This is a genomic window from Clostridium omnivorum, assembly GCF_026012015.1.
Lineage (GTDB): Bacteria > Bacillota > Clostridia > Clostridiales > Clostridiaceae > Clostridium_AX > Clostridium_AX omnivorum.
Window position 1 is genome coordinate 3,956,449 of the sequence record NZ_BRXR01000001.1, and the last position, 19,202, is coordinate 3,975,650.

A 19,202-nucleotide genomic window follows, 5' to 3' on the forward strand; every position below is an offset into this window, starting at 1 on the left:
GAGGGGATGGATGAGTTTATACTTGAAATGAGAAATATTACAAAGACCTTTCCAGGAGTAAAAGCACTTGATAATGTAAATCTAAAAGTTAAATATGGAGAGATTCATGCTCTAATTGGGGAAAATGGAGCTGGAAAGTCTACTCTTATGAATGTGCTCAGTGGAATCTATCCATATGGAAGCTACACTGGGGAAATAATATTTCAAGGAAAAGAGTGTATTTTTAAAGATGTAAGGGATAGTAAAAATATTGGTATTGGTATAATTCACCAGGAATTGGCGCTAATACCCTATCTCTCAATAGGGGAGAACATTTTCCTGGGAAATGAAAGAGCAACACATAGCTTTATCGACTGGGAGATTACGTATGCAAAGGCAAAGGAACTTCTAAAAAAGGTTGGGCTTAATGAAGAGCCTAGCACTTTAATTAAGGACATAGGTGTTGGTAAGCAGCAGCTTGTTGAAATTACAAAAGCTTTGGCTCAACAGGTTAAACTACTCATTTTGGATGAGCCTACTGCAGCTCTTAATGAAGAGGATTCAAATAATTTGCTAAAGCTGTTATTAGAATTAAAAAAAGATGGAATTACATCAATTCTTATATCTCATAAGCTTAATGAAGTTTTAAAGATTGCAGATTCAATTACCATTATACGTGATGGTGGGGTAATAGAAACCTTGGATACAGCGCAAAAAGATATAAGTGAAGATAGGATAATTAAGGGCATGGTAGGCCGAGAGCTAACTAACAGATTCCCAAGCCATCAGTCTAATATAGGTGAAGTTGTTTTTGAAATGAAAAATTGGAATGTATATCATCCCATAATTGAAGGCAAAAAGGTCATAGACGATGTAAATATAAATGTTCGTAAGGGAGAAATTGTAGGTTTGTCAGGCTTAATGGGTGCTGGGAGAACTGAACTTGCAATGAGCATATTTGGTAAAGCCTATGGTAAACACATAAGCGGAAAAATCATTAAGGATGGTAAGGAACTCAATCTTAAAAATGTACGTGATGCTATAGATAATGGGATATCCTATGTAACAGAAGATCGTAAAACTGCAGGTCTTATTCTTATGCAAGATATAAAAATGAATATTTCACTGGCAAATCTAAATAAAATAAGCTACAAGCAGTTTGTGAATGAGCACAAAGAGAGTGAAGTAGCTGAAGATTATAGAAAAAGATTAAATATTAAATCATCAAGTATAATGCAAAACACAGGGAATTTATCCGGTGGAAATCAGCAGAAGGTAGTACTAAGCAAATGGATATTTACAGATCCAGAAGTGTTAATATTGGATGAACCTACAAGGGGTATTGACGTTGGTGCTAAATATGAGATTTATACAATTATAAACAAATTAGCTGACGCTGGTAAATCAATTATATTTATTTCTTCAGAGCTTCCAGAAATATTGGGTGTTTGCGATAGAGTATATGTAATGAATGAAGGGAAAATTGTAGGGGAACTTTCTCGTGAAGAAGCATCTCAAGAAAGCATAATGAAGTGTATCATGCAGGGGAATATGGAGGTAGAATAATGGAGTCGGTTAAAAATATATTTAAAAAAAATATAAGACAATACGCAATGCTTATTGCTTTAGTTGTGATAATGGCATACTTTCAAGTTGCTACAAATGGGATACTTTTAGTACCCATGAATGTTACTAATTTAATACTTCAAAATGGCTATGTATTTATTTTAGCAATTGGTATGACTCTTACTATTTTAACTGGAGGAAATATTGATCTTTCTGTAGGATCATTATGCGCTCTAATTGGAGCAATTGTGGGAACATTAAGTATTACCATGAAAGTTAATATAGTGCTTACAATAATTATTGCACTGGTATTAGGAGTAGCTATCGGAATTTGGCAAGGTTTTTGGATTGCTTATATAAGAATACCTGCCTTTATAGTAACGCTTGCAGGTATGCTTTTATTTAGAGGCCTAACTATTACAATGCTTAAAGGATTAACACTCGCTCCTTTTCCAGAGAGTTTTCAAAAAATTAGTTCTGGATTTGTTCCAGATATATTTAATGGGTTTGGTACAAAGTTAAATTTTACGGCTATTTTTGTAGGAATTTTAATTTCCTTTATATATATATATATTCAATTAAAGAAGAGAATTAAAAGTAGAAAAAGCGGATTTGAAATTAGCAATTTAACTCTTTTTCTAACTAAAATAATAGGAATTGTATTTCTAATTAATCTTTTCTTCTATTGGCTGTCAAGATATAAAGGAATTCCAATAGGACTCATAATTATAGGAATTCTTATTATGGTGTACTCTGTATTCACAACAAAAACTGTTCCGGGCAGATACCTTTATGCAATGGGTGGCAATGAAAAGGCAGCAAAACTTTCAGGTATTAATACTAATAAGGTGCTTTTCTTGTCCTATGTTAACATGGCTGTTTTATCTGCTGTGGCTGGAGTCATGTTTTCATCTCGTATTAATTCAGCATCCCCACAAGCGGGCTTAAACTTTGAACTTGATGCAATTGCTGCATGTTTTATAGGTGGAGCATCGGCCTATGGTGGGGTAGGTACAGTCGTAGGAGCTATAATTGGTGCATTAGTAATGGGTGTGCTTAATAATGGTATGTCTATACTAGGTATAGGAAGTGACTGGCAGATGTCAATTAAAGGATTAGTTCTTTTAATTGCTGTAGCCTTTGATGTAATTTCAAAGAAAAAGTCAAAAGCATAGCTAGAAATTTATTTATATGGAAAAGTATAGTGATGCATCCTAAATTGGCAGCCTTCGTTCTGAAATGAGGATTAATAAATAACATATAAAAATCACTTGTGTTTTTATTCTAAAACACAAGTGATTTTTATATGTTAAATTATATATTTAAAGCTGGGGCATTAATAATTGTTCCTTCGATTTTAGTCATATATGTTTTTATATAAAAATATATATAATTAGTAATATTTATATAGGAGGTAAAAGTCCTAAATGGACTTTCACGGGGCTAAAGGTCTAAATGATCTTTAATAGGTAATTTAGCAAATGAGAATTTGGTAAATTAATCCCTACATCTGCCATAGTAAACGGCAACAGTAGGTTACCCCGCGTGACCACTAATAAGGAGGAAAAATGGGAAGCTATAATTCGCAATATGAAAGTTACTATAGAAATCTAGGAAACAAGAGAAAAAGTTATGGAGGGTATTCCTATGGCGGCACTTCATCTTTTGGAAAAAGTAAATCTAGTTTTGACGGCAATTTTCTTATGAAAAGATTAATGCAGGATCTTATAGGGGTATTTGCAATGCTCATAATTGTCATGGGGTGCAAGCTTGTAGTAACACCAGCTACTACCACTGTTTACAATTATTCTAAAGATATGGTTAACAAAAGCTATGATTATACGAAGATAGTAGGTTCTGTTAAGAATTTTAAAATATCAGAAGCACAGAAAAAAATTATGGATTTAATAGAAGAAATAAAAATTGATATTGGTGGGGGAAAAACAATTAAAGATAAAATTATGCAGGATTTTAATATTCCTGCTGCTGGAATAATAACCTCTGAATTTGGATATAGAGAAGACCCTTTCACTAAACAGAAAAAGTTTCATGAAGGGGTTGATATAGACTTAAAAGAAGGGACTGAAGTGAAATGTCCTTCTAGTGGGAAAGTTAAAGAATGTGGTGAGGATGCAGAGCTCGGTAAATACATATTAATAGATCATGGAAGTGGTATTGAGACAAAATATGGTCATTTAAGTGAACTGCTAGTGAAAAAAGATGACAAGGTGGAAAAGGGGCAAACTTTAGCTAAGAGTGGGAATACAGGAAAGTCTACTGCTCCTCATCTTCACTTTGAGCTGTTATATATGGGAGAAAATAAAAATCCAGAGGAGTATTTTAATTTCAGCTCAGCTAAATAAATTTTTTACATAGGTATTACTTTTTTAGGAGGGCATTTTTGATTAGGGTAAATAAGTTTTTTATTCCGTACATAATTTTACTAATATTAATTGGTTTTAAGGGTCATTTACTAATGGCTTTTTTAATCGTTATATTTCATGAAATGGTGCATTACTTAACAGCTCTATGTTTTGGCTTTTCTGGTTTTGATATGGAGATATTGCCAATAGGGGCTGTATTAACTCTAAAAGATATGGAGGAAATAACTCCAAATCAAGATATAATTATTTCCTTATCTGCTCCTATAGTTAATATTGCTGCTGCAGTGATTTTTTATAAAATTTATAGCCAGTTTGGTTATAGTTATGCATCATATTTATATAAGGGGAATCTCGCTTTAGGGTTATTTAATATTTTTCCTGCATTTCCTTTAGATGGAGGAAGAGTGCTTAGAAGTTTTATAGCTCAAAAAACTATATACAGAAGAGCAAATCAAATTACAATGCGATTTAGTATATGTTTTGGCATTGCCTTATTTATCCTATTCCTTGGAATGATTTTTTTTCATATTGTAAATTTAAATATTGGTATAATAGCTGTTTTTATAATTATATATTCGTATAAAGAAAAAGAGAGGATAGCATTTATAATTATGGGAGACATAATAAAGAAAAAAACAAAATTTAAGAAGCGAGGATATATTGAAAATAAAAGCACTTCTATATATTATAAGAATGATTTAATTAATACCCTATGTATTTTTGATAAAAATAAGTACAATGTTTTTATGATATTAGATGATGAAATGAAAGTTATGGATATTATTTATGAAGAAGAAATATTGGAAGCACTAAAGCTTTATGGAAATATGACTATAGAACAATTTATAAGTAAGAGAGATGAGAATTATTAGTTTATTAAGCACAGAAAATCTGTGCTTATTTTTTATTTGTTTATTATGATGATTATGTGATAAAATATAAAATAGCGTATTATGCCCAGTGTTACTAGTGAAAGGAGAAAAATATGAATAAAATTACTGATGATATTTTATATAGAGTAGAGAAGCCAGCAAGATATATCGGTGGGGAATTTAACTCATATAATAAAAATAAGGATGAGGTGGATATAAGATATGCATTTTGCTTCCCAGATGTCTATGAAGTTGGAATGTCGCATCTAGGTACAAAAATACTGTATTATGTATTAAATCAGAGGGAAGATACATTTTGTGAGAGAGCCTTTGCACCATGGCCAGACATGGAAAAACTTATGAGAGAAAATAATGTTGATTTATACGCATTAGAAAGCAAAGATTCTTTAAGAAAATTTAATTTTCTTGGATTCACACTTCAATATGAAATGAGTTATACAAATATTCTTAATATGTTAAATATGAGTGGGATACCATTAAGAGCTTCTGATAGAGGAGATGAATATCCAATAGTAATGTTTGGCGGCCCTTGTGCGTATAATCCAGAACCTCTATATGATATTGCAGACTTCTTTGTTATCGGAGAAGGCGAAGAGGTAATAAATGAAGTTCTTGATAAATATAAAGAGAATAAAGGAAAGAGCAAAAAAGAATTTTTGAAAGCAATATCACATATTCAGGGAATTTATGTTCCTAGCTTATATAATGTAAATTATAAAGAAGATGGAACTATAAAGGAATTTATTCCGCTATTTGAAGATGTTCCAAAGGAAATCAAAAAGAGAATAATAACAAATTTAAATGAATCAACGTATCCTGATAAGCTAATTGTTCCATATACAGAAATAGTTCACGATAGGATAATGCTTGAAACTTTTAGAGGATGCACAAGAGGCTGTAGATTTTGCCAAGCTGGTATGATTTATAGACCTGTTAGAGAAAAGAATACATCAACATTGATTGATCAGGTAGATGAACTTATAAAGAAAACTGGTTATGAAGAAGTGTCTTTGACATCCCTAAGTATTTGTGACTATTCAGATATTGAAAATTTAATAAATACCTTAGTGGTTGAGCATAAAGATAAAAAAGTAGGGGTATCCTTGCCTTCCTTAAGAATAGACTCTTTTTCAGTGGATTTAATTAAAGAAATACAAAAGGTAAGAAAAACTGGACTTACTTTTGCACCAGAGGCAGGTTCTCAAAGAATGAGAGATGTAATTAATAAAGGGGTAACAGAAGAAGATTTAATAAATTCAGTAAGAAGTGCCTTTGAAGCAGGATGGTCAACTATAAAACTATACTTTATGATTGGACTTCCTTATGAAACTACAGAAGATGTAGAGGGAATAGGACATTTAGCTGAGAAAGTTGTTGATGAATATTATAAGGTTCCTAAGAATGTTAGAAATAAGGGACTAAAAGTAACTGTAAGTACATCTATATTTGTCCCTAAACCATTTACTCCATTTCAATGGGCTCCAATGGATAAAAGGGAAGATGTAAGAGAAAAGATAAGTGCTTTAAGGTCCGTTATAAAGAGTAGAGCAATATCTTACAATTGGCATGAATCTCTTGTTAGCTATCTAGAAGCTGTGTTTGCAAGAGGTGATAGAAAACTATGTGATGTACTTATAAAAGCCTATGAAAAAGGTGCAAAATTTGATGGTTGGTCAGACTATTTTAATTTTGAGATTTGGGAAGAAGCTTTAAGAGAATGCAGCATAGATGGAGATTTTTATGCATATAGAGAGAGAAGCTATGATGAAATACTTCCTTGGGATTTCATTGATATTGGAGTAGATAAAGAATTCTTAATTAAGGAAAATGATAAAGCAAAAGTTGCTGTTCTTACTCCAGATTGCAGATTAGGATGTACTAGATGCGGTATAAATGTGAACTTTAAGGAAGGGAAGTGTTTCGAAGGTGCGTTACCTAATAAAATTCACTAAGGAAAGTGAAATAAAGTTTATTTCACACTTAGATTTAATGAGGACCATTCAAAGAATTGTAAGAAGAGCAGAACTGCCTGTAGAATATTCAAAAGGCTTTAATCCTCACATGAGCATATCTATTGCACAACCATTATCAGTAGGCATGTATTCTAAAGGTGAGTATATGGATTTGGTTTTAACTGAAGAACTTGAAGAAGATTCAATTAAGAAAAGGCTTAATGCTAATGTACCATCAGGTATAAGATTTATTGAGGTTGTGAAGATTATAAATGTAGAAGGTGAAAAAAAGCTGCCTCAAGCTATGGCTCTAATTGAAGCTGCAGAATATAACATAAATATTAAATATGATGACTTAAAAAACTTAATGAAGCAAGTAGAGGATTTAAAAAATAAGGATCAATGGAATACTATAAAAAGAAGTAAAAATGGAGATAAAGAAGTTGATATAAAGCCTTTAATTAAGAGCTTTAGGTATAATGAAACTTCTCGTGGGCTTAATCTAAGGGTTATATTAGCCTGCGGAAGTAAAGAAAATTTATCAGCAGATTTACTTGCCTCATTTATAAAGAATAACACTGACAATTTTAAAGCAGAGACTTTTGTAGATATAGAAAGAGAAGAAATGTTTGTTATTAAAAATAACAAATTTATTCCTCTTTTTAAATGTATTGAATAGCATAGTAATTTAATGGAGAAATGGAGGAAGTTAGTCCAGGTTCTCCATTTCCATATTAAGTAGAGGTGTTCAATTTGAAGGATATATTTATTGAAAGGCGAGAAAATCTTTTAAAAATTGTAGTTAGAGAAAATGATAAGCTTGTTGAATGTTATATTGAGGAAGAAAACAATGGACCTATTCCAGGGGAGATTTATAAAGGAGTAGTGAAAAATGTTGTTCCTGCTATAAAATGTGCATTTATTGACATAGGGTGTGAAAAAAATTGCTATATGTATTTAGATAGTAAGTTTAACAATAATAAAATAAAAAAACAGGATGAAGTTATTGTTGAGGTTTTAAAAGAGAGCATTGGAACAAAAGGTCCTAAGGTAACAAATGCAATAAGTTTACCTGGCCGTTACTGCGTAATCGAGACTCTAAATAAAGATATTAGATTTTCGAAGAGTATTAAAAATGAAGAATTTAAACTCCATATTAGAGAAAACATTAATAGACCTAAAGATATAGGAATAATGATAAGAACTAATGGAGAAAAAGTAGGACTAGAGGAATTACAAAAAGAAATTAGTAGTCTGTATCTGCAATTAGAGAAAATTCAAAGAGAAGGTAGATATTCTATTAAGCCTGGACTTTTATACAGCGATGCTGGAGTTATGGATAGAGTACTTAGAGACAGAGTTGATGTTAAGACTTCTAGGATAATTGTAGATAATGAGGCTGACTTTCAGTATGTAAACAAAATAGTACATAATATTAGTGATGTAAAAGTAGAGGTAATATTGCATAATGACAGCAGAACGCTACTTAATGCTTATGGTATAGAAAAAGAAATTTTGAATTTGAGGCATAATAAAATACAACTAGGTAGTGGCGCATCTATAGTAATAGATAAAACAGAAGCAATGTATGTGATAGATGTAAATTCAGGAAAAAACTTGAACAGTAATTCTATGGAGAGGACTGTATTAAATACAAATTTGGAAGCTGCTGAGGAAATTTCAAGGCAGATAAAGCTTAGAAATTTAAGTGGAATTATTGTAGTAGATTTCATCGATATGGATAATAAGGAATATCAGGATAGGGTTTTAGAAGTTTTAAGAGCAGGATTTAAAGATGATAAAAATGCTACGTATATTTATCCTTTTACAGAGTTGAATTTAGTACAAATTTCTAGAAGAAGAAGGGGCAGAAACATTAGTGAATTCATTGAGGAAAAATGTGAAGTATGCGATGGAAAAGGAAAAAGAATAAAGCTATCATATTTGGTATCAATGATTAAAAGTGAAGTGCTAAAAATAGACAGAGAACAAGGTATCAAAGATATATATGTGGAGATGAATTCAATCTATAAAAAAGAAATTTTAGAGGATAAAATAGGATTTGTAAAGTCAATAGATGCTTTAGATAAAAGAGTATATGTAAATTTTAAAAATAAGATGGAATTATTTAAAGTAGAGCCACTGATTTTTGCAAATCAGATTCAAAACCTCGAAGTATATAGGATTTATGGATAAAATGTGCTTTACAAACATATTTTTATATGTTAAAATGTCATCTGTAGACCGCACGCAAAAGGTTTTGTTAAACATTTGAAAAAGTGTACCTTAGATGGCGAGACTGGTAAGGGGAGGTGTTTTTAATGTACGCAGTAGTATTAACTGGTGGAAAACAGTACAGAGTACAAGAAGGAGACGTAATATACGTTGAAAAGCTAAATGCTGATGTTGACTCTTCTGTTAAACTTGATGTTCTTGCAGTAGGAAAAGAAGAAGGTCTTGTTGTAGGAAAACCTGTAGTTGAAGGAGCTAGTGTTGAAGCTAAAGTTTTAGGTGAAGGCAAAGCTAAGAAGATTATAGTTTTCAAGTACAAGAGAAAGAAAGACTACAGAAGAAAGCAAGGTCACAGACAACCATACACTAAGTTACAAATCGAAAAGATTAATGCATAATTATGATTAATATTTGCTTTAAACAAAGTTCAAGTAAGATATTGGGATTTAATATAGAAGGCCATGCTGAGTATGGAGAGGAAGGCGAAGATATAGTATGTAGTGCTGTATCTGCTCTATCCTATACTATAGTGAATGGCATAACAGAAGTATTAAAAATTAGTGTAGAACATATTATTAAGGATGGCTTTTTACAATTGAGTTTAAGGGATAACAACCTAGAGGAAATTGAAAAATGTCAGGTTTTACTAGAAACCATGCTGCTTGGATTTAAAAGTATGGAAATTGGTTACGGTGATTATATAAAGGTACAAGTAGAGGAGGTGTAGCACCATGTTAGTTATGAACCTTCAGTTATTTGCTCATAAAAAAGGGGTAGGTAGCTCTAGAAACGGTAGAGACAGTGAATCCAAAAGACTTGGAGTTAAAAGTGCTGATGGACAATTTGTTCTTGCTGGAAACATATTAGTAAGACAAAGAGGAACAAAAATTCATCCAGGAGCTAATGTTGGAATAGGTAGTGACGATACACTTTTTGCTAAGGTAGATGGAGTAGTTAGATTCGAAAGACTTGGCAGAGATAAGAAGAAAGCAAGCGTTTATCCTGTTAACAATGTAGAAGCTTCATTAGCTGAGTAAGATAAAAGCACCCAATAGGGTGCTTTTTTAAATCTTACAATAAGTAATATAAAAATAAATAATTTAGTTAATAATATAGCTATGGATGCTTCACTTAAATATAATCATTACAGATTTTATAAATTTACATATTTAATAAAGACTTTTTACATACGGAAAATATATTAGCTTAATTAGTTTAAAAATGAGAGGTGAGTTTTATGTTTATTGATACAGCGAAAATTTTTGCCAAATCTGGCGATGGAGGAAACGGTGCAATTTCCTTCAGAAGAGAAAAATATGTACCCCTTGGAGGACCGGACGGTGGAGACGGAGGAAGAGGAGGAGACGTAATTTTAATTGCGGATCCAAACATGACTACTCTGTTAGATTTTACATATAAGAAAAAATATGTGGCTGAGAGAGGAACTAATGGTTCAGGTTCAAAGTGTTATGGAAAAGATGGAGAAACACTTTATATAAAGGTACCAATGGGAACAATTATAAGAGATGTAGAAACGGATAAGATTATGGCAGATTTATCTCATCCTAATGATAAATATGTGGTTGCTAGAGGAGGTAAGGGTGGAAAAGGTAATGCTAAATTTACTACCCCTACAAGACAGGCACCAAGTTTTGCTGAACCAGGAATGCCTGGAGAAGAAAGATGGATTGAGCTTGAACTTAAGCTTTTAGCAGATGTTGGACTTTTAGGCTTTCCTAATGTAGGAAAATCAACACTACTATCCGTTGTAAGTAAGGCAAGACCTAAAATAGCAAATTATCATTTTACAACTTTAAAGCCAAATCTAGGAGTTGTCAGCGTACCAGGAATACAAAGTTTCGTAATGGCAGATATACCAGGAATAATTGAAGGTGCAGCTGAAGGAGTTGGATTAGGTCTTGACTTTTTAAGACATATAGAAAGAACAAGGCTATTGATACACGTAGTTGATATATCAGGCGTAGAAAATAGGGATCCTATTGAAGATTTTATAAAAATAAATGAAGAATTAAGAAAGTATAGTGTTAAGCTTTGGGATAGACCTCAAATTGTTGCAGCAAATAAATGCGATATGCTTGAAGACGAATCAATTTTCGAAAATTTCAAAGCAAAGCTTAATGAGATGGGATATAAAAGCATATTTAAGATTTCTGCTGCTACAAACCAGGGTGTGGAAGAACTTATAAAGGAAGCTGCGAGAATGTTAAGCACTATACCAGTAATGGAACTAGAAATTAGTGATGAAGAAATCTTTGTACCTGAAGAAAAGAAGTTTACTTATGAAATAAGGGTAGAAGATGGAGTATATGTAGTAGAAGGAAGCTTTGTGGATAGACTACTGCAAAGTGTTAATGTTAATGATGCTGATTCATTAAAGTATTTCCATAAAGTATTAAGAAATAAGGGCATATTAGATGAACTTGTTAATAAGGGAATTAAAGATGGAGATATTGTAAGACTAAATGACTTTGAATTTGAATTCTTATTATAAAGAACTATAGAAGGTATAACAATTAAAAATTGTTATGTTTTACAGAGAAATACAGGGGACGAAATAAGTGATAATTATTTCGCGTACCGGAGAACTACAGGAGGTAAAAGTCCTAAATGGACTTTTACGGGGTTAAAGGTCTAAATGACCTTTAAAGGGTAATTTAGCAAATGAGAATTTGCGTTAAGAATTACCCCGGACGCCTGTCGGTGGGAATCGACAAGAATAGGTTACCCCGTGTTCCCAGTGAAAGGAGAAAATAATGATTACTAGCAAGCAAAGAGGGTATTTAAGAGGCTTGGCAAATACTATGGTTCCTATTTTTCAGCTTGGAAAAGGTGGAATTGAAGATAATTTTTTAAAGCAGATAGATGATGCTTTAGAGGCAAGAGAACTTATAAAGCTAACAGTGCTTAATAATAGTGGCTTTGAAGCAAGAGAAGCTTCAGATATTATCTGTGAGAATCTTAGATGCGAAGGTATTCAAGCTATAGGCAATAAAATTGTTTTATATAGAAAGTCAAGGAAAAACCCTAGAATAGAGCTACCATAAATTATTTAGCATATATGAGTTTTTAAGTTCATATATGCTAATTTTATTGTAAAATAATAATTGAAATTAATTGAATATTAATGGTATATTATGTAAAATGAATATAAGCATATATTACATTAATATTTAATATAATAATAAGTTATTTATTTGAAGGTGAATAATTATGAATAAAGCAATTTTTGGTGGTACCTTTGATCCAATTCACAATGGCCATATACATATAGCATACAATTGCCTTTATGCATTAAATATGGATGAAATAATATTTATGCCATCAGGCAATCCTCCGCATAAGACAGATAAAGAGATTACTGATGCAGGAATCCGTTACGAATTAGTTAAAATGGCAACTAGAAGTGAAAGTAGATTTAAGGTTAGTGATTTTGAAATAAATAATAAAGAATTGAGTTATACCTATAAAACCTTAGAGCATTTTAAAAATTTGGAACCTGATACTCAGTGGTGGTTTCTAACTGGTGCTGATTGTCTCATAGAGCTAGATATGTGGAAGAGTGTTGATAGAATCCTTGAAGCTAGCAATTTAATTGTATTTAGTAGGCCTGGACATGATAAAAAGGATATAATTGAACAAAAAAAACGAGTTGAAAATATTTATAATAAAAAAATTACTTTTTTAGAAGTGCCACTTATGGACATATCCTCCACATACATAAAAAATGAAATAAGAGAAGGTAAGAATATAAGCTATATGATGCCAGAAGGAGTGTATAACAGTATACTTCAACTGAAATTGTACAAATAGAAGGAGTTGAGATAAATGTGGAGTGAACAAATGATGGAAGATTATTTAAAAAAACACCTAAAAGGTGAAAGATATGAACATAGTATTAGGGTAAGAAACACTGCAATTGAATTAGCTGATTTTTTTAAAGAAAATAAAGATAGGGCAAAAATAGCTGGGCTCATACATGATTGCGCAAAAAATATGGAAGATGAGGAAATAATTAATATAATTGAAGAAAATGGGTATACTATAGATGAAGTTGAACAAAAAAGTCCAAATATTATGCATGGCTTGGCAGGAGCAATTATTGCAAAGGAAATTATGGGAGTTTATGAACAAGATATCTTTAATGCAATTGCTTATCATACTACTGGTAGGAAAAATATGAGTGTTTTAGAAAAAATCATTTATATTGCAGATTATATTGAACCAATGAGGAATTTTCCTGGAGTAGAGAACCTTAGAGAACTTACATATAAAAATTTGGATGAAGCTCTGTTAATGTCTTTTGATAATACAATTAAATATGTTATAGAAAGAAAGCAGTTAATTCATTACAAAACCATAGAGGCTAGAAATTGTTTGATGACCATACTATTGTAATGTTTGTACTGTAAATAGCAGGTGAAATAATGGGGAATTTAAGAGAAAAAACAAATAGCTTTAGAAATTTTATACTTATTTTTTTATTATTGATATTATTATTGGGACTTGGTACAACGGGGTATCTTTATTTTAACAATTTTCACTTACCTTTTAACACTGGAAAAGATAAGATAAATCCTATTGCAGTAAAAAAAGATGAGCCAGTAAATATACTATTAATGGGAGTGGATATAGGAACACCGGGCTCAACGGCCAAAAATGACCCTAAGAGAACGGATACCATCATACTTCTAAATTATAACCCTAAAATAAACGAGCTAAATATGGTATCTATACCCAGAGATACATTAATTGAGATTAGTGGTAAAAGAAGAAAGATTAATGAAAGTCATGCAATTGGTGGAGTTGCATATTTAATTGACGCGGTTCAGAAGCTGCTTGATGTACAGGTAAACTACTATGGAAAAGTAGACTACGCTGGGTTTAGAAAGATTATTGACACTTTAGGCGGAGTAGAAATGAAAATTGGCAGCAATATGGATTATGATGACGATTCCCAAGATCTTCATATACACTTCAAAAAGGGAGATGTTGTGAAGCTAGATGGTGAAAAAGCTGAAGAATTTTTTAGGTGGCGAAAAAATAATGATGGAACAGGTTTATCCGATGGTGATTTAGGAAGAATAGAAAATCAGCATGAGTTTATTTCTAAAGTTGTAGATAAATTTAAAAGTCCAGCAATAATTACTAAGATACCTTCCATTTTAAGTACTGTACCAAATTATATTGAGACTAATATGAGTGTAGAAGAAATGATTAAGCTTGGAACTACATTTGGAAAACTTGATAAATCAAGCATCAAAGCCTCTACTTTAAAAGGGGATACTGATTATATAGATGGGATTTCCTATTTCATATATGATCAAAATAAGAATGTACAACTACTTTCTAAATTGAATGCAAAAACCGAGATGGTAAGCAATAACAATATAATAAAAAGAGAAAATATTAAAGTTCAAGTGCTTAATGGTACAGTGAAACAAGGCTTAGCTGCTAAATATGCCGAAAGCATTGCAAAAAAAGGCTATAGTAATACAACTACTGGAAATGGTCAAAAGTGTAAAAAATCAAAAGTTACTGTATATGGTATGCAGCCAGAGGCAGAAAAAATAATTAAAAATGAATTTGGTATAGATAATATTGAAATAATGCCTACAAATGAACAAAATTTTGATATAATAGTATTGCTTGGAGAAGATTATAAATAAGTAAATTATATCAAAGGGAGGAATTAAGATGGAAAGAAAGGTAATAAATACTTCAAAAGCACCATCTGCGATAGGTCCATATTCACAAGCTATAAAGGTAGGCCAAATGCTTTTTACTTCTGGCCAAATTCCAATAGATCCTGCTACTGGAGAACTTGTAAATGACGATATCAAAAAGGCTACTGAAAGAGTAATGGAAAATTTAAAGGCAATATTAGAAGAAGCAGGTACATCTTTAAATAATGTGGTAAAGACCGTTATATTTATTAAAGATATGAATAATTTTGCGGCTATCAATGAAGTTTACGGAAAATATTTTACAAATAATCCACCTGCAAGATCTTGTGTTGAAGTTGCAAGACTTCCAAAGGATGTACAAATAGAAATTGAAGCAGTTGCTTTAGTAGAATAATTAAAAGATTAACTGTGCTTAAAAGCACAGTTATTTTTTGTAGAGGTGTAACATGGACAACAAACTAATATTTGAAGTAAAAGAGTCTGAAGTAGGTATGAAACTAGGGGAATATTTAAGAAAAGTCGCAAGTTTTTCTGGAAGACTTATAAAAGGTGCTGCAATTCAGGGCAGGATAAGGATAAATGGAAATATAGTAAAATTAAATTATGTTTTAAAAAATAAAGATACAATAGAATTTGATGTAGTTAAAGAAGAAAGTCAGAATATTGAGCCTGAAAAAATGGATATAGATGTAGTTTTTGAGGATAATGATATAATTGTCGTTAATAAAAGTCCTGGTATGGTAGTGCACCCAACAAAGAGTTATCAGAGTGGTACTTTAGCAAATGGGCTTTTGTATTACTTTAAAGAAAAAGGAGAAAATTGCATAGTCCGACTTGTAAGTAGGTTGGACATGGATACTTCAGGTCTAATAATTGTGGCAAAGAATCAATTTTCTCATATGGCTTTAGCTAGAGATATGCAAAGAAAAGACTTTGAGAAAAGTTATTATGCAATTGTACATGGAAATATGAAAGATAAAAAAGGAACTATTGACTTACCTATTTATAGGGATGAAGAAGCAGGTATTAGAAGGATAATAGACCATAGAGGTCAAAAAAGCATTACCCATTATGAAGTAGTAAAAAGTTTTAATAATGCAGATTTGGTGAGGCTAACTTTAGAAACGGGAAGGACACATCAAATTAGAGTGCATTTAAGTCATTTAGGACACCCTATTTATGGGGATAGTTTATATGGAGAAAATCAGGATGAGGATTTTATAAACAGACAAGCACTTCATGCTTATAAATTGGCGTTTCCGCATCCAAGAACATCACAAATTACTATTTTAGAAACAGATATACCCGATGACATGAAATGTTTAATAGAAAAAATAAGTAGGTAAGTACCTACTTATTTTTTAGTGTTTTTATCTAACTCTTTTATATCTTTTTATAAAAACTGCCATTAACAATATTATTGCAATGCCCGGAACAGCAAAGTACAATAAATTATTATTTACCTTAGAGTCACTTTTAAAGCTAAAAACAGGTTTTATTTCATGATCAATGCCGCTGGCTATCTTTAGATTACCAACTTGCTTATTGCTAAAGGTAACAGGAGTTTCTAGCAGAATATCACCAGTTTTAAAGGATCTGTCACTTAAGTTTGTTTGTGGTATTGTATAAGTAGGTACTTCATTTGAATTTTTTTCTTTTACATAGTAAAAATCTTCGCCTGCTATAAGTGGTATGGTTAAATTTTCACTTTTATAACTCGAAATTTCATCACCTTTAGAAAATAGCTTTTCTAATTTATAATTATTAAAACCATAGTTAAATAAATTGACGGAATCTTCAAAAAAAGTTTTGTTTTTATCATGTACTAGGGCAACAATCAATCTTTGTCCGTTTCTTGTTGCTGCAGCTACATATGAATGCTCTGATTGAACAGTATATCCAGTTTTTCCACCAATAATACCATCGTAATAGTATCTTGAATTTTTTTGGATTAACTTATTCTCATTCCATAAAGGTCTTTCCTCTTTATTTTTGTTTGTTGGAGCAATTTTTGTAGCTAAAGTTGTAGCAATTGTTTTATATTCAGGCATACTTGAAAGCTGTCTCATAATGAGAGCTAAATCTTTAGCTGAAGTTTTATGGTTTTCATTATATAACCCACTAGGATTTACAAAATTTGTGTTTTCACAACCTAATTCTTTAGCTCTTTTATTCATCAGCTTTGCAAATTCGTCCATAGAACCAGAGATGTGTTCAGCTAAAGCTTCTGCACAATCATTAGCTGATGGGAGTAACAAACCATATAGTAAATCTCTTACAGTTAACTGTTCACCCTCAAATATATAGATTTTACTTCCATCTGCAAAAGGAGGATTCTTTCCAACAGTAACGATATCATCTAAGTTGCATTTTTCTAAGGTTAATAGTGCAGTCATAATCTTAGTAGTTGATGCAGGTGGAAAAGCAGCGTTCATATTTTTAGAATATAGAATTTCCCCAGTAGCTGCATCCATTAAAACTGCGCCTTCAGCAGATACTGTTGGTTCAGGTTCTTTTGCTAAAACCTTTAAATTTATATTAGAAAAAATAATAATTGACGATAATAAAATAGTTAAAAACTTTTTCATTTTTGCCTCCTAAAACGATACTAATAAAAGTATATCAAAAAAGTTTTAAATAAGCGACAAAAATTTTATAATATGTCAATAATTTAGATAGATGATATGGTTTTATAATATATGGAGGTCATTTATGAGAGAAAAAAAGAAGATAATTGGATCAATAGTCATTTTAATAGTATTTTTTGCGTTTTTGGTTGTAGGGTATTTTATATCCAGACCTAAGGCACATAATCCAAATGAGAATGATATATTTGTAGATAGTCAATCTGTGGAAAAACAGGATGCTAAATTAATAACGGTATGCATAGAAGGTGAAGTTAAATCACCTGGTGTATACAAATTAGAAACAGGCAGCATTGTACAAGAACTAGTTAAGAAGGCTGGGGGATTTACTGAAAATGCAGATAAAAACCCGAAGCTTAATTTGGCAAGAAAGCTTAAGGATGAGGACTTTATTTATATTGATAAAAAAGGGGAAACTGCCAATAATAGCTTAAAGTCAAGTGCTTCAAATGCATCAAAGGTTGAAGATAAAGTTAATATTAACACTGCAACTTTAGACGAATTAGATAAGGTAAGTGGAATAGGTCCTGTGACAGCTCAAAAAATAATAGATTATAGAGATAAGAATGGTTATTTTAATACCATTGAAGATTTAAAAAAAATTGGTGGAATTGGAGATAAGACAATAAATAAATTTAGGGATAAGGTAGACATTAGATAGCTATTATTATAAAATTATTTTGAAGATTTACAAAAGAAGAGCACTCTCAAATAGGATAATTAATAGTTATGCATTTTATTGGATGCAGGTTAAAGTAATAATTATATCTATTGGGAGGCTATGATTAAGAAGGAGGGTTAATATGGATAAGAGATTAACTGAAATGACAAGAACCTCCGGGTGAGCAGCCAAAATAGGGCCGGAGACCCTTTCGAATATACTAAGTAAATTACCTAAAATGGAAGATAAAAACTTGATTGTGGGAATTGAAACCTCAGATGATGCAGCTGTTTACAAATTAAATGATGAAATGGCTACTATACAAACATTAGACTTTTTTACACCTGTTGTTGATGATCCATATACTTATGGACAGATAGCTGCAGCTAATTCTCTAAGTGATGTATATGCCATGGGTGGTAAGCCAATTATGGCCTTGAACATTGTATGTTTTCCAACTTGTTTATCCATGGATATCTTAGGAGAAATTCTAAGAGGTGGAGCAGACAAAGTAATTGAAGCAGGAGCAGTAGTAGTAGGTGGGCATACTGTTGATGATAATGAACCAAAGTTTGGTTTATCAGTTACAGGAATAGTTCATCCACAGAAGGTTTTAAAAAATTGCGGATGCAAAGTAGGAGAAGTAATTATTTTAACAAAACCTCTAGGTACAGGAATAATAAATACAGCTATAAAGGGAGAAGTAGCTTCTAAAGATGCTTATAATACCGCTGTAGAAGTAATGGCGACATTGAATAAATATGCTGCAGAAATAATTACAAAATATCCTATAAGTGCCTGCACAGATATTACTGGCTTTGGGATAATGGGACATGGATATGAGATGGCCAGCGGCTCAAATGTGACACTAAAGCTATTTAAAGATAAAATTCCTTATATAAATGAAGCTAAAGAATATGCAGAGATGGGACTTGTACCTGAAGGAAGCTACAACAACAGGACTTATTTGCAAGGAAAATATGAGTTAAGAGATGTTCCTGAGTGGATGGAAGATATTTTATTTGACCCACAAACTTCAGGAGGACTTCTGTTTAGCTGCTCAGAAGATGAAAGTGAAAAAATACTTAAAGAATTAAATGAGCTTAAGTTAAAATCATCAATTGTTGGAAAAGTATTACCTTACGAAGAAAGCTATATTGTTGTAGAATAATAAGCTTAGCATTG

At 31.6% G+C, this 19,202-nt stretch carries 20 protein-coding genes; 19 read left to right on the plus strand and 1 reads right to left on the minus strand.

The genetic code is table 11. From position 1 onward, the window contains the following. Nucleotides 1-6: 6 nt before the first annotated feature. The 17 genes from mmsA (at nucleotide 7) to bsdE14_RS18770 (ending at nucleotide 16,057) form a co-directional block, all read left to right on the plus strand. Nucleotides 7-1,545 (plus strand): multiple monosaccharide ABC transporter ATP-binding protein, encoded by a 1,539-nt coding sequence (gene mmsA, locus bsdE14_RS18690; RefSeq protein ID WP_264851513.1) that lies wholly within the window; start codon nucleotides 7-9, stop codon nucleotides 1,543-1,545. After that, a complete protein-coding gene (mmsB, locus tag bsdE14_RS18695; protein ID WP_264851514.1) occupies nucleotides 1,545-2,720 on the plus strand; it encodes a multiple monosaccharide ABC transporter permease in 1,176 nt (391 codons plus the stop codon). The genes mmsA and mmsB overlap by 1 nt, the downstream gene beginning before the upstream one ends. A gap of 393 nt (nucleotides 2,721-3,113) precedes the next feature. Beyond that, on the plus strand, nucleotides 3,114-3,908 hold the full coding sequence (locus tag bsdE14_RS18700; protein WP_264851515.1) for a M23 family metallopeptidase: 795 nt from the start codon (nucleotides 3,114-3,116) through the stop codon (nucleotides 3,906-3,908). Between the two features lie 38 nt (nucleotides 3,909-3,946). After that, a complete protein-coding gene (locus bsdE14_RS18705) occupies nucleotides 3,947-4,801 on the plus strand; it encodes a M50 family metallopeptidase (protein ID WP_264851516.1) in 855 nt (284 codons plus the stop codon). Between the two features lie 113 nt (nucleotides 4,802-4,914). Beyond that, the gene (locus tag bsdE14_RS18710; protein WP_264851517.1) at nucleotides 4,915-6,774 is read left to right on the plus strand and encodes a TIGR03960 family B12-binding radical SAM protein; all 1,860 of its coding nucleotides are present in this window, start codon (nucleotides 4,915-4,917) and stop codon (nucleotides 6,772-6,774) included. Next, a complete protein-coding gene (locus bsdE14_RS18715; RefSeq protein WP_264851518.1) occupies nucleotides 6,749-7,453 on the plus strand; it encodes a TIGR03936 family radical SAM-associated protein in 705 nt (234 codons plus the stop codon). The genes bsdE14_RS18710 and bsdE14_RS18715 overlap by 26 nt, the downstream gene beginning before the upstream one ends. 65 nt (nucleotides 7,454-7,518) lie before the next feature. Further along, nucleotides 7,519-8,970, plus strand: a complete 1,452-nt coding sequence (locus bsdE14_RS18720; protein WP_309298128.1) for a ribonuclease E/G — start codon at nucleotides 7,519-7,521, stop codon at nucleotides 8,968-8,970. A 125-nt stretch (nucleotides 8,971-9,095) separates the two neighbouring features. Beyond that, on the plus strand, nucleotides 9,096-9,404 hold the full coding sequence (gene rplU / locus bsdE14_RS18725) for a 50S ribosomal protein L21 (RefSeq protein WP_264851520.1): 309 nt from the start codon (nucleotides 9,096-9,098) through the stop codon (nucleotides 9,402-9,404). A gap of 2 nt (nucleotides 9,405-9,406) precedes the next feature. Beyond that, the gene (locus bsdE14_RS18730) at nucleotides 9,407-9,733 is read left to right on the plus strand and encodes a ribosomal-processing cysteine protease Prp (protein ID WP_264851521.1); all 327 of its coding nucleotides are present in this window, start codon (nucleotides 9,407-9,409) and stop codon (nucleotides 9,731-9,733) included. A gap of 4 nt (nucleotides 9,734-9,737) precedes the next feature. Continuing rightward, nucleotides 9,738-10,043: a 50S ribosomal protein L27 gene (gene rpmA / locus bsdE14_RS18735; protein WP_264851522.1), complete on the plus strand. Its 306-nt coding sequence runs from the start codon at nucleotides 9,738-9,740 to the stop codon at nucleotides 10,041-10,043. Between the two features lie 200 nt (nucleotides 10,044-10,243). Continuing rightward, entirely contained in the window at nucleotides 10,244-11,518 is a 1,275-nt protein-coding gene (gene obgE, locus bsdE14_RS18740; protein ID WP_264851523.1) for a GTPase ObgE, read from the plus strand. Between the two features lie 262 nt (nucleotides 11,519-11,780). Then, complete coding sequence (locus bsdE14_RS18745; RefSeq protein ID WP_264851524.1) at nucleotides 11,781-12,071, plus strand: YhbY family RNA-binding protein; 291 nt, start codon at nucleotides 11,781-11,783, stop codon at nucleotides 12,069-12,071. A gap of 163 nt (nucleotides 12,072-12,234) precedes the next feature. After that, entirely contained in the window at nucleotides 12,235-12,837 is a 603-nt protein-coding gene (gene nadD, locus bsdE14_RS18750) for a nicotinate-nucleotide adenylyltransferase (RefSeq protein ID WP_264852299.1), read from the plus strand. Nucleotides 12,838-12,852: 15 nt separating this feature from the next. Then, a complete protein-coding gene (gene yqeK, locus bsdE14_RS18755; RefSeq protein WP_264851525.1) occupies nucleotides 12,853-13,422 on the plus strand; it encodes a bis(5'-nucleosyl)-tetraphosphatase (symmetrical) YqeK in 570 nt (189 codons plus the stop codon). A gap of 29 nt (nucleotides 13,423-13,451) precedes the next feature. Continuing rightward, nucleotides 13,452-14,693, plus strand: a complete 1,242-nt coding sequence (locus bsdE14_RS18760; RefSeq protein WP_264851526.1) for an LCP family protein — start codon at nucleotides 13,452-13,454, stop codon at nucleotides 14,691-14,693. 28 nt (nucleotides 14,694-14,721) lie between these two features. Beyond that, nucleotides 14,722-15,105, plus strand: coding sequence for a RidA family protein (locus bsdE14_RS18765; RefSeq protein WP_264851527.1), 384 nt, complete (start codon nucleotides 14,722-14,724; stop codon nucleotides 15,103-15,105). 52 nt (nucleotides 15,106-15,157) lie between these two features. Then, on the plus strand, nucleotides 15,158-16,057 hold the full coding sequence (locus tag bsdE14_RS18770; RefSeq protein ID WP_264851528.1) for an RluA family pseudouridine synthase: 900 nt from the start codon (nucleotides 15,158-15,160) through the stop codon (nucleotides 16,055-16,057). Between the two features lie 24 nt (nucleotides 16,058-16,081). Here bsdE14_RS18770 and bsdE14_RS18775 read toward each other — a convergent pair whose 3' ends face one another. After that, nucleotides 16,082-17,299 (minus strand): D-alanyl-D-alanine carboxypeptidase family protein, encoded by a 1,218-nt coding sequence (locus bsdE14_RS18775; RefSeq protein WP_264851529.1) that lies wholly within the window; start codon nucleotides 17,297-17,299, stop codon nucleotides 16,082-16,084. Between the two features lie 124 nt (nucleotides 17,300-17,423). Between bsdE14_RS18775 and bsdE14_RS18780 the strand changes: the two genes are divergently transcribed. Beyond that, on the plus strand, nucleotides 17,424-18,017 hold the full coding sequence (locus tag bsdE14_RS18780) for a helix-hairpin-helix domain-containing protein (RefSeq protein ID WP_264851530.1): 594 nt from the start codon (nucleotides 17,424-17,426) through the stop codon (nucleotides 18,015-18,017). 142 nt (nucleotides 18,018-18,159) lie between these two features. Next, nucleotides 18,160-19,188 carry a selenide, water dikinase SelD gene (gene selD / locus bsdE14_RS18785; protein WP_264851531.1) on the plus strand — a complete coding sequence of 343 codons (1,029 nt, stop codon included), beginning with the start codon at nucleotides 18,160-18,162 and terminating at the stop codon, nucleotides 19,186-19,188. Nucleotides 19,189-19,202: the final 14 nt, after the last annotated feature.

Excerpts from the sequence above, each read along its gene's own strand:
- yqeK (WP_264851525.1), top strand. The coding sequence starts at position 12,853 with ATGTGGAGTGAACAAATGATGGAAGATTATTTAAAAAAACACCTAAAA.
- bsdE14_RS18730 (WP_264851521.1), top strand. The coding sequence starts at position 9,407 with ATGATTAATATTTGCTTTAAACAAAGTTCAAGTAAGATATTGGGATTT.
- bsdE14_RS18760 (WP_264851526.1), top strand. The coding sequence starts at position 13,452 with ATGGGGAATTTAAGAGAAAAAACAAATAGCTTTAGAAATTTTATACTT.
- bsdE14_RS18765 (WP_264851527.1), top strand. The coding sequence starts at position 14,722 with ATGGAAAGAAAGGTAATAAATACTTCAAAAGCACCATCTGCGATAGGT.
- rplU (WP_264851520.1), top strand. The coding sequence starts at position 9,096 with ATGTACGCAGTAGTATTAACTGGTGGAAAACAGTACAGAGTACAAGAA.
- bsdE14_RS18710 (WP_264851517.1), top strand. The coding sequence starts at position 4,915 with ATGAATAAAATTACTGATGATATTTTATATAGAGTAGAGAAGCCAGCA.
- bsdE14_RS18700 (WP_264851515.1), top strand. The coding sequence starts at position 3,114 with ATGGGAAGCTATAATTCGCAATATGAAAGTTACTATAGAAATCTAGGA.
- bsdE14_RS18780 (WP_264851530.1), top strand. The coding sequence starts at position 17,424 with ATGAGAGAAAAAAAGAAGATAATTGGATCAATAGTCATTTTAATAGTA.
- obgE (WP_264851523.1), top strand. The coding sequence starts at position 10,244 with ATGTTTATTGATACAGCGAAAATTTTTGCCAAATCTGGCGATGGAGGA.
- mmsA (WP_264851513.1), top strand. The coding sequence starts at position 7 with ATGGATGAGTTTATACTTGAAATGAGAAATATTACAAAGACCTTTCCA.
- rpmA (WP_264851522.1), top strand. The coding sequence starts at position 9,738 with ATGTTAGTTATGAACCTTCAGTTATTTGCTCATAAAAAAGGGGTAGGT.
- bsdE14_RS18775 (WP_264851529.1), bottom strand. The coding sequence starts at position 17,299 with ATGAAAAAGTTTTTAACTATTTTATTATCGTCAATTATTATTTTTTCT.
- bsdE14_RS18745 (WP_264851524.1), top strand. The coding sequence starts at position 11,781 with ATGATTACTAGCAAGCAAAGAGGGTATTTAAGAGGCTTGGCAAATACT.
- mmsB (WP_264851514.1), top strand. The coding sequence starts at position 1,545 with ATGGAGTCGGTTAAAAATATATTTAAAAAAAATATAAGACAATACGCA.
- bsdE14_RS18770 (WP_264851528.1), top strand. The coding sequence starts at position 15,158 with ATGGACAACAAACTAATATTTGAAGTAAAAGAGTCTGAAGTAGGTATG.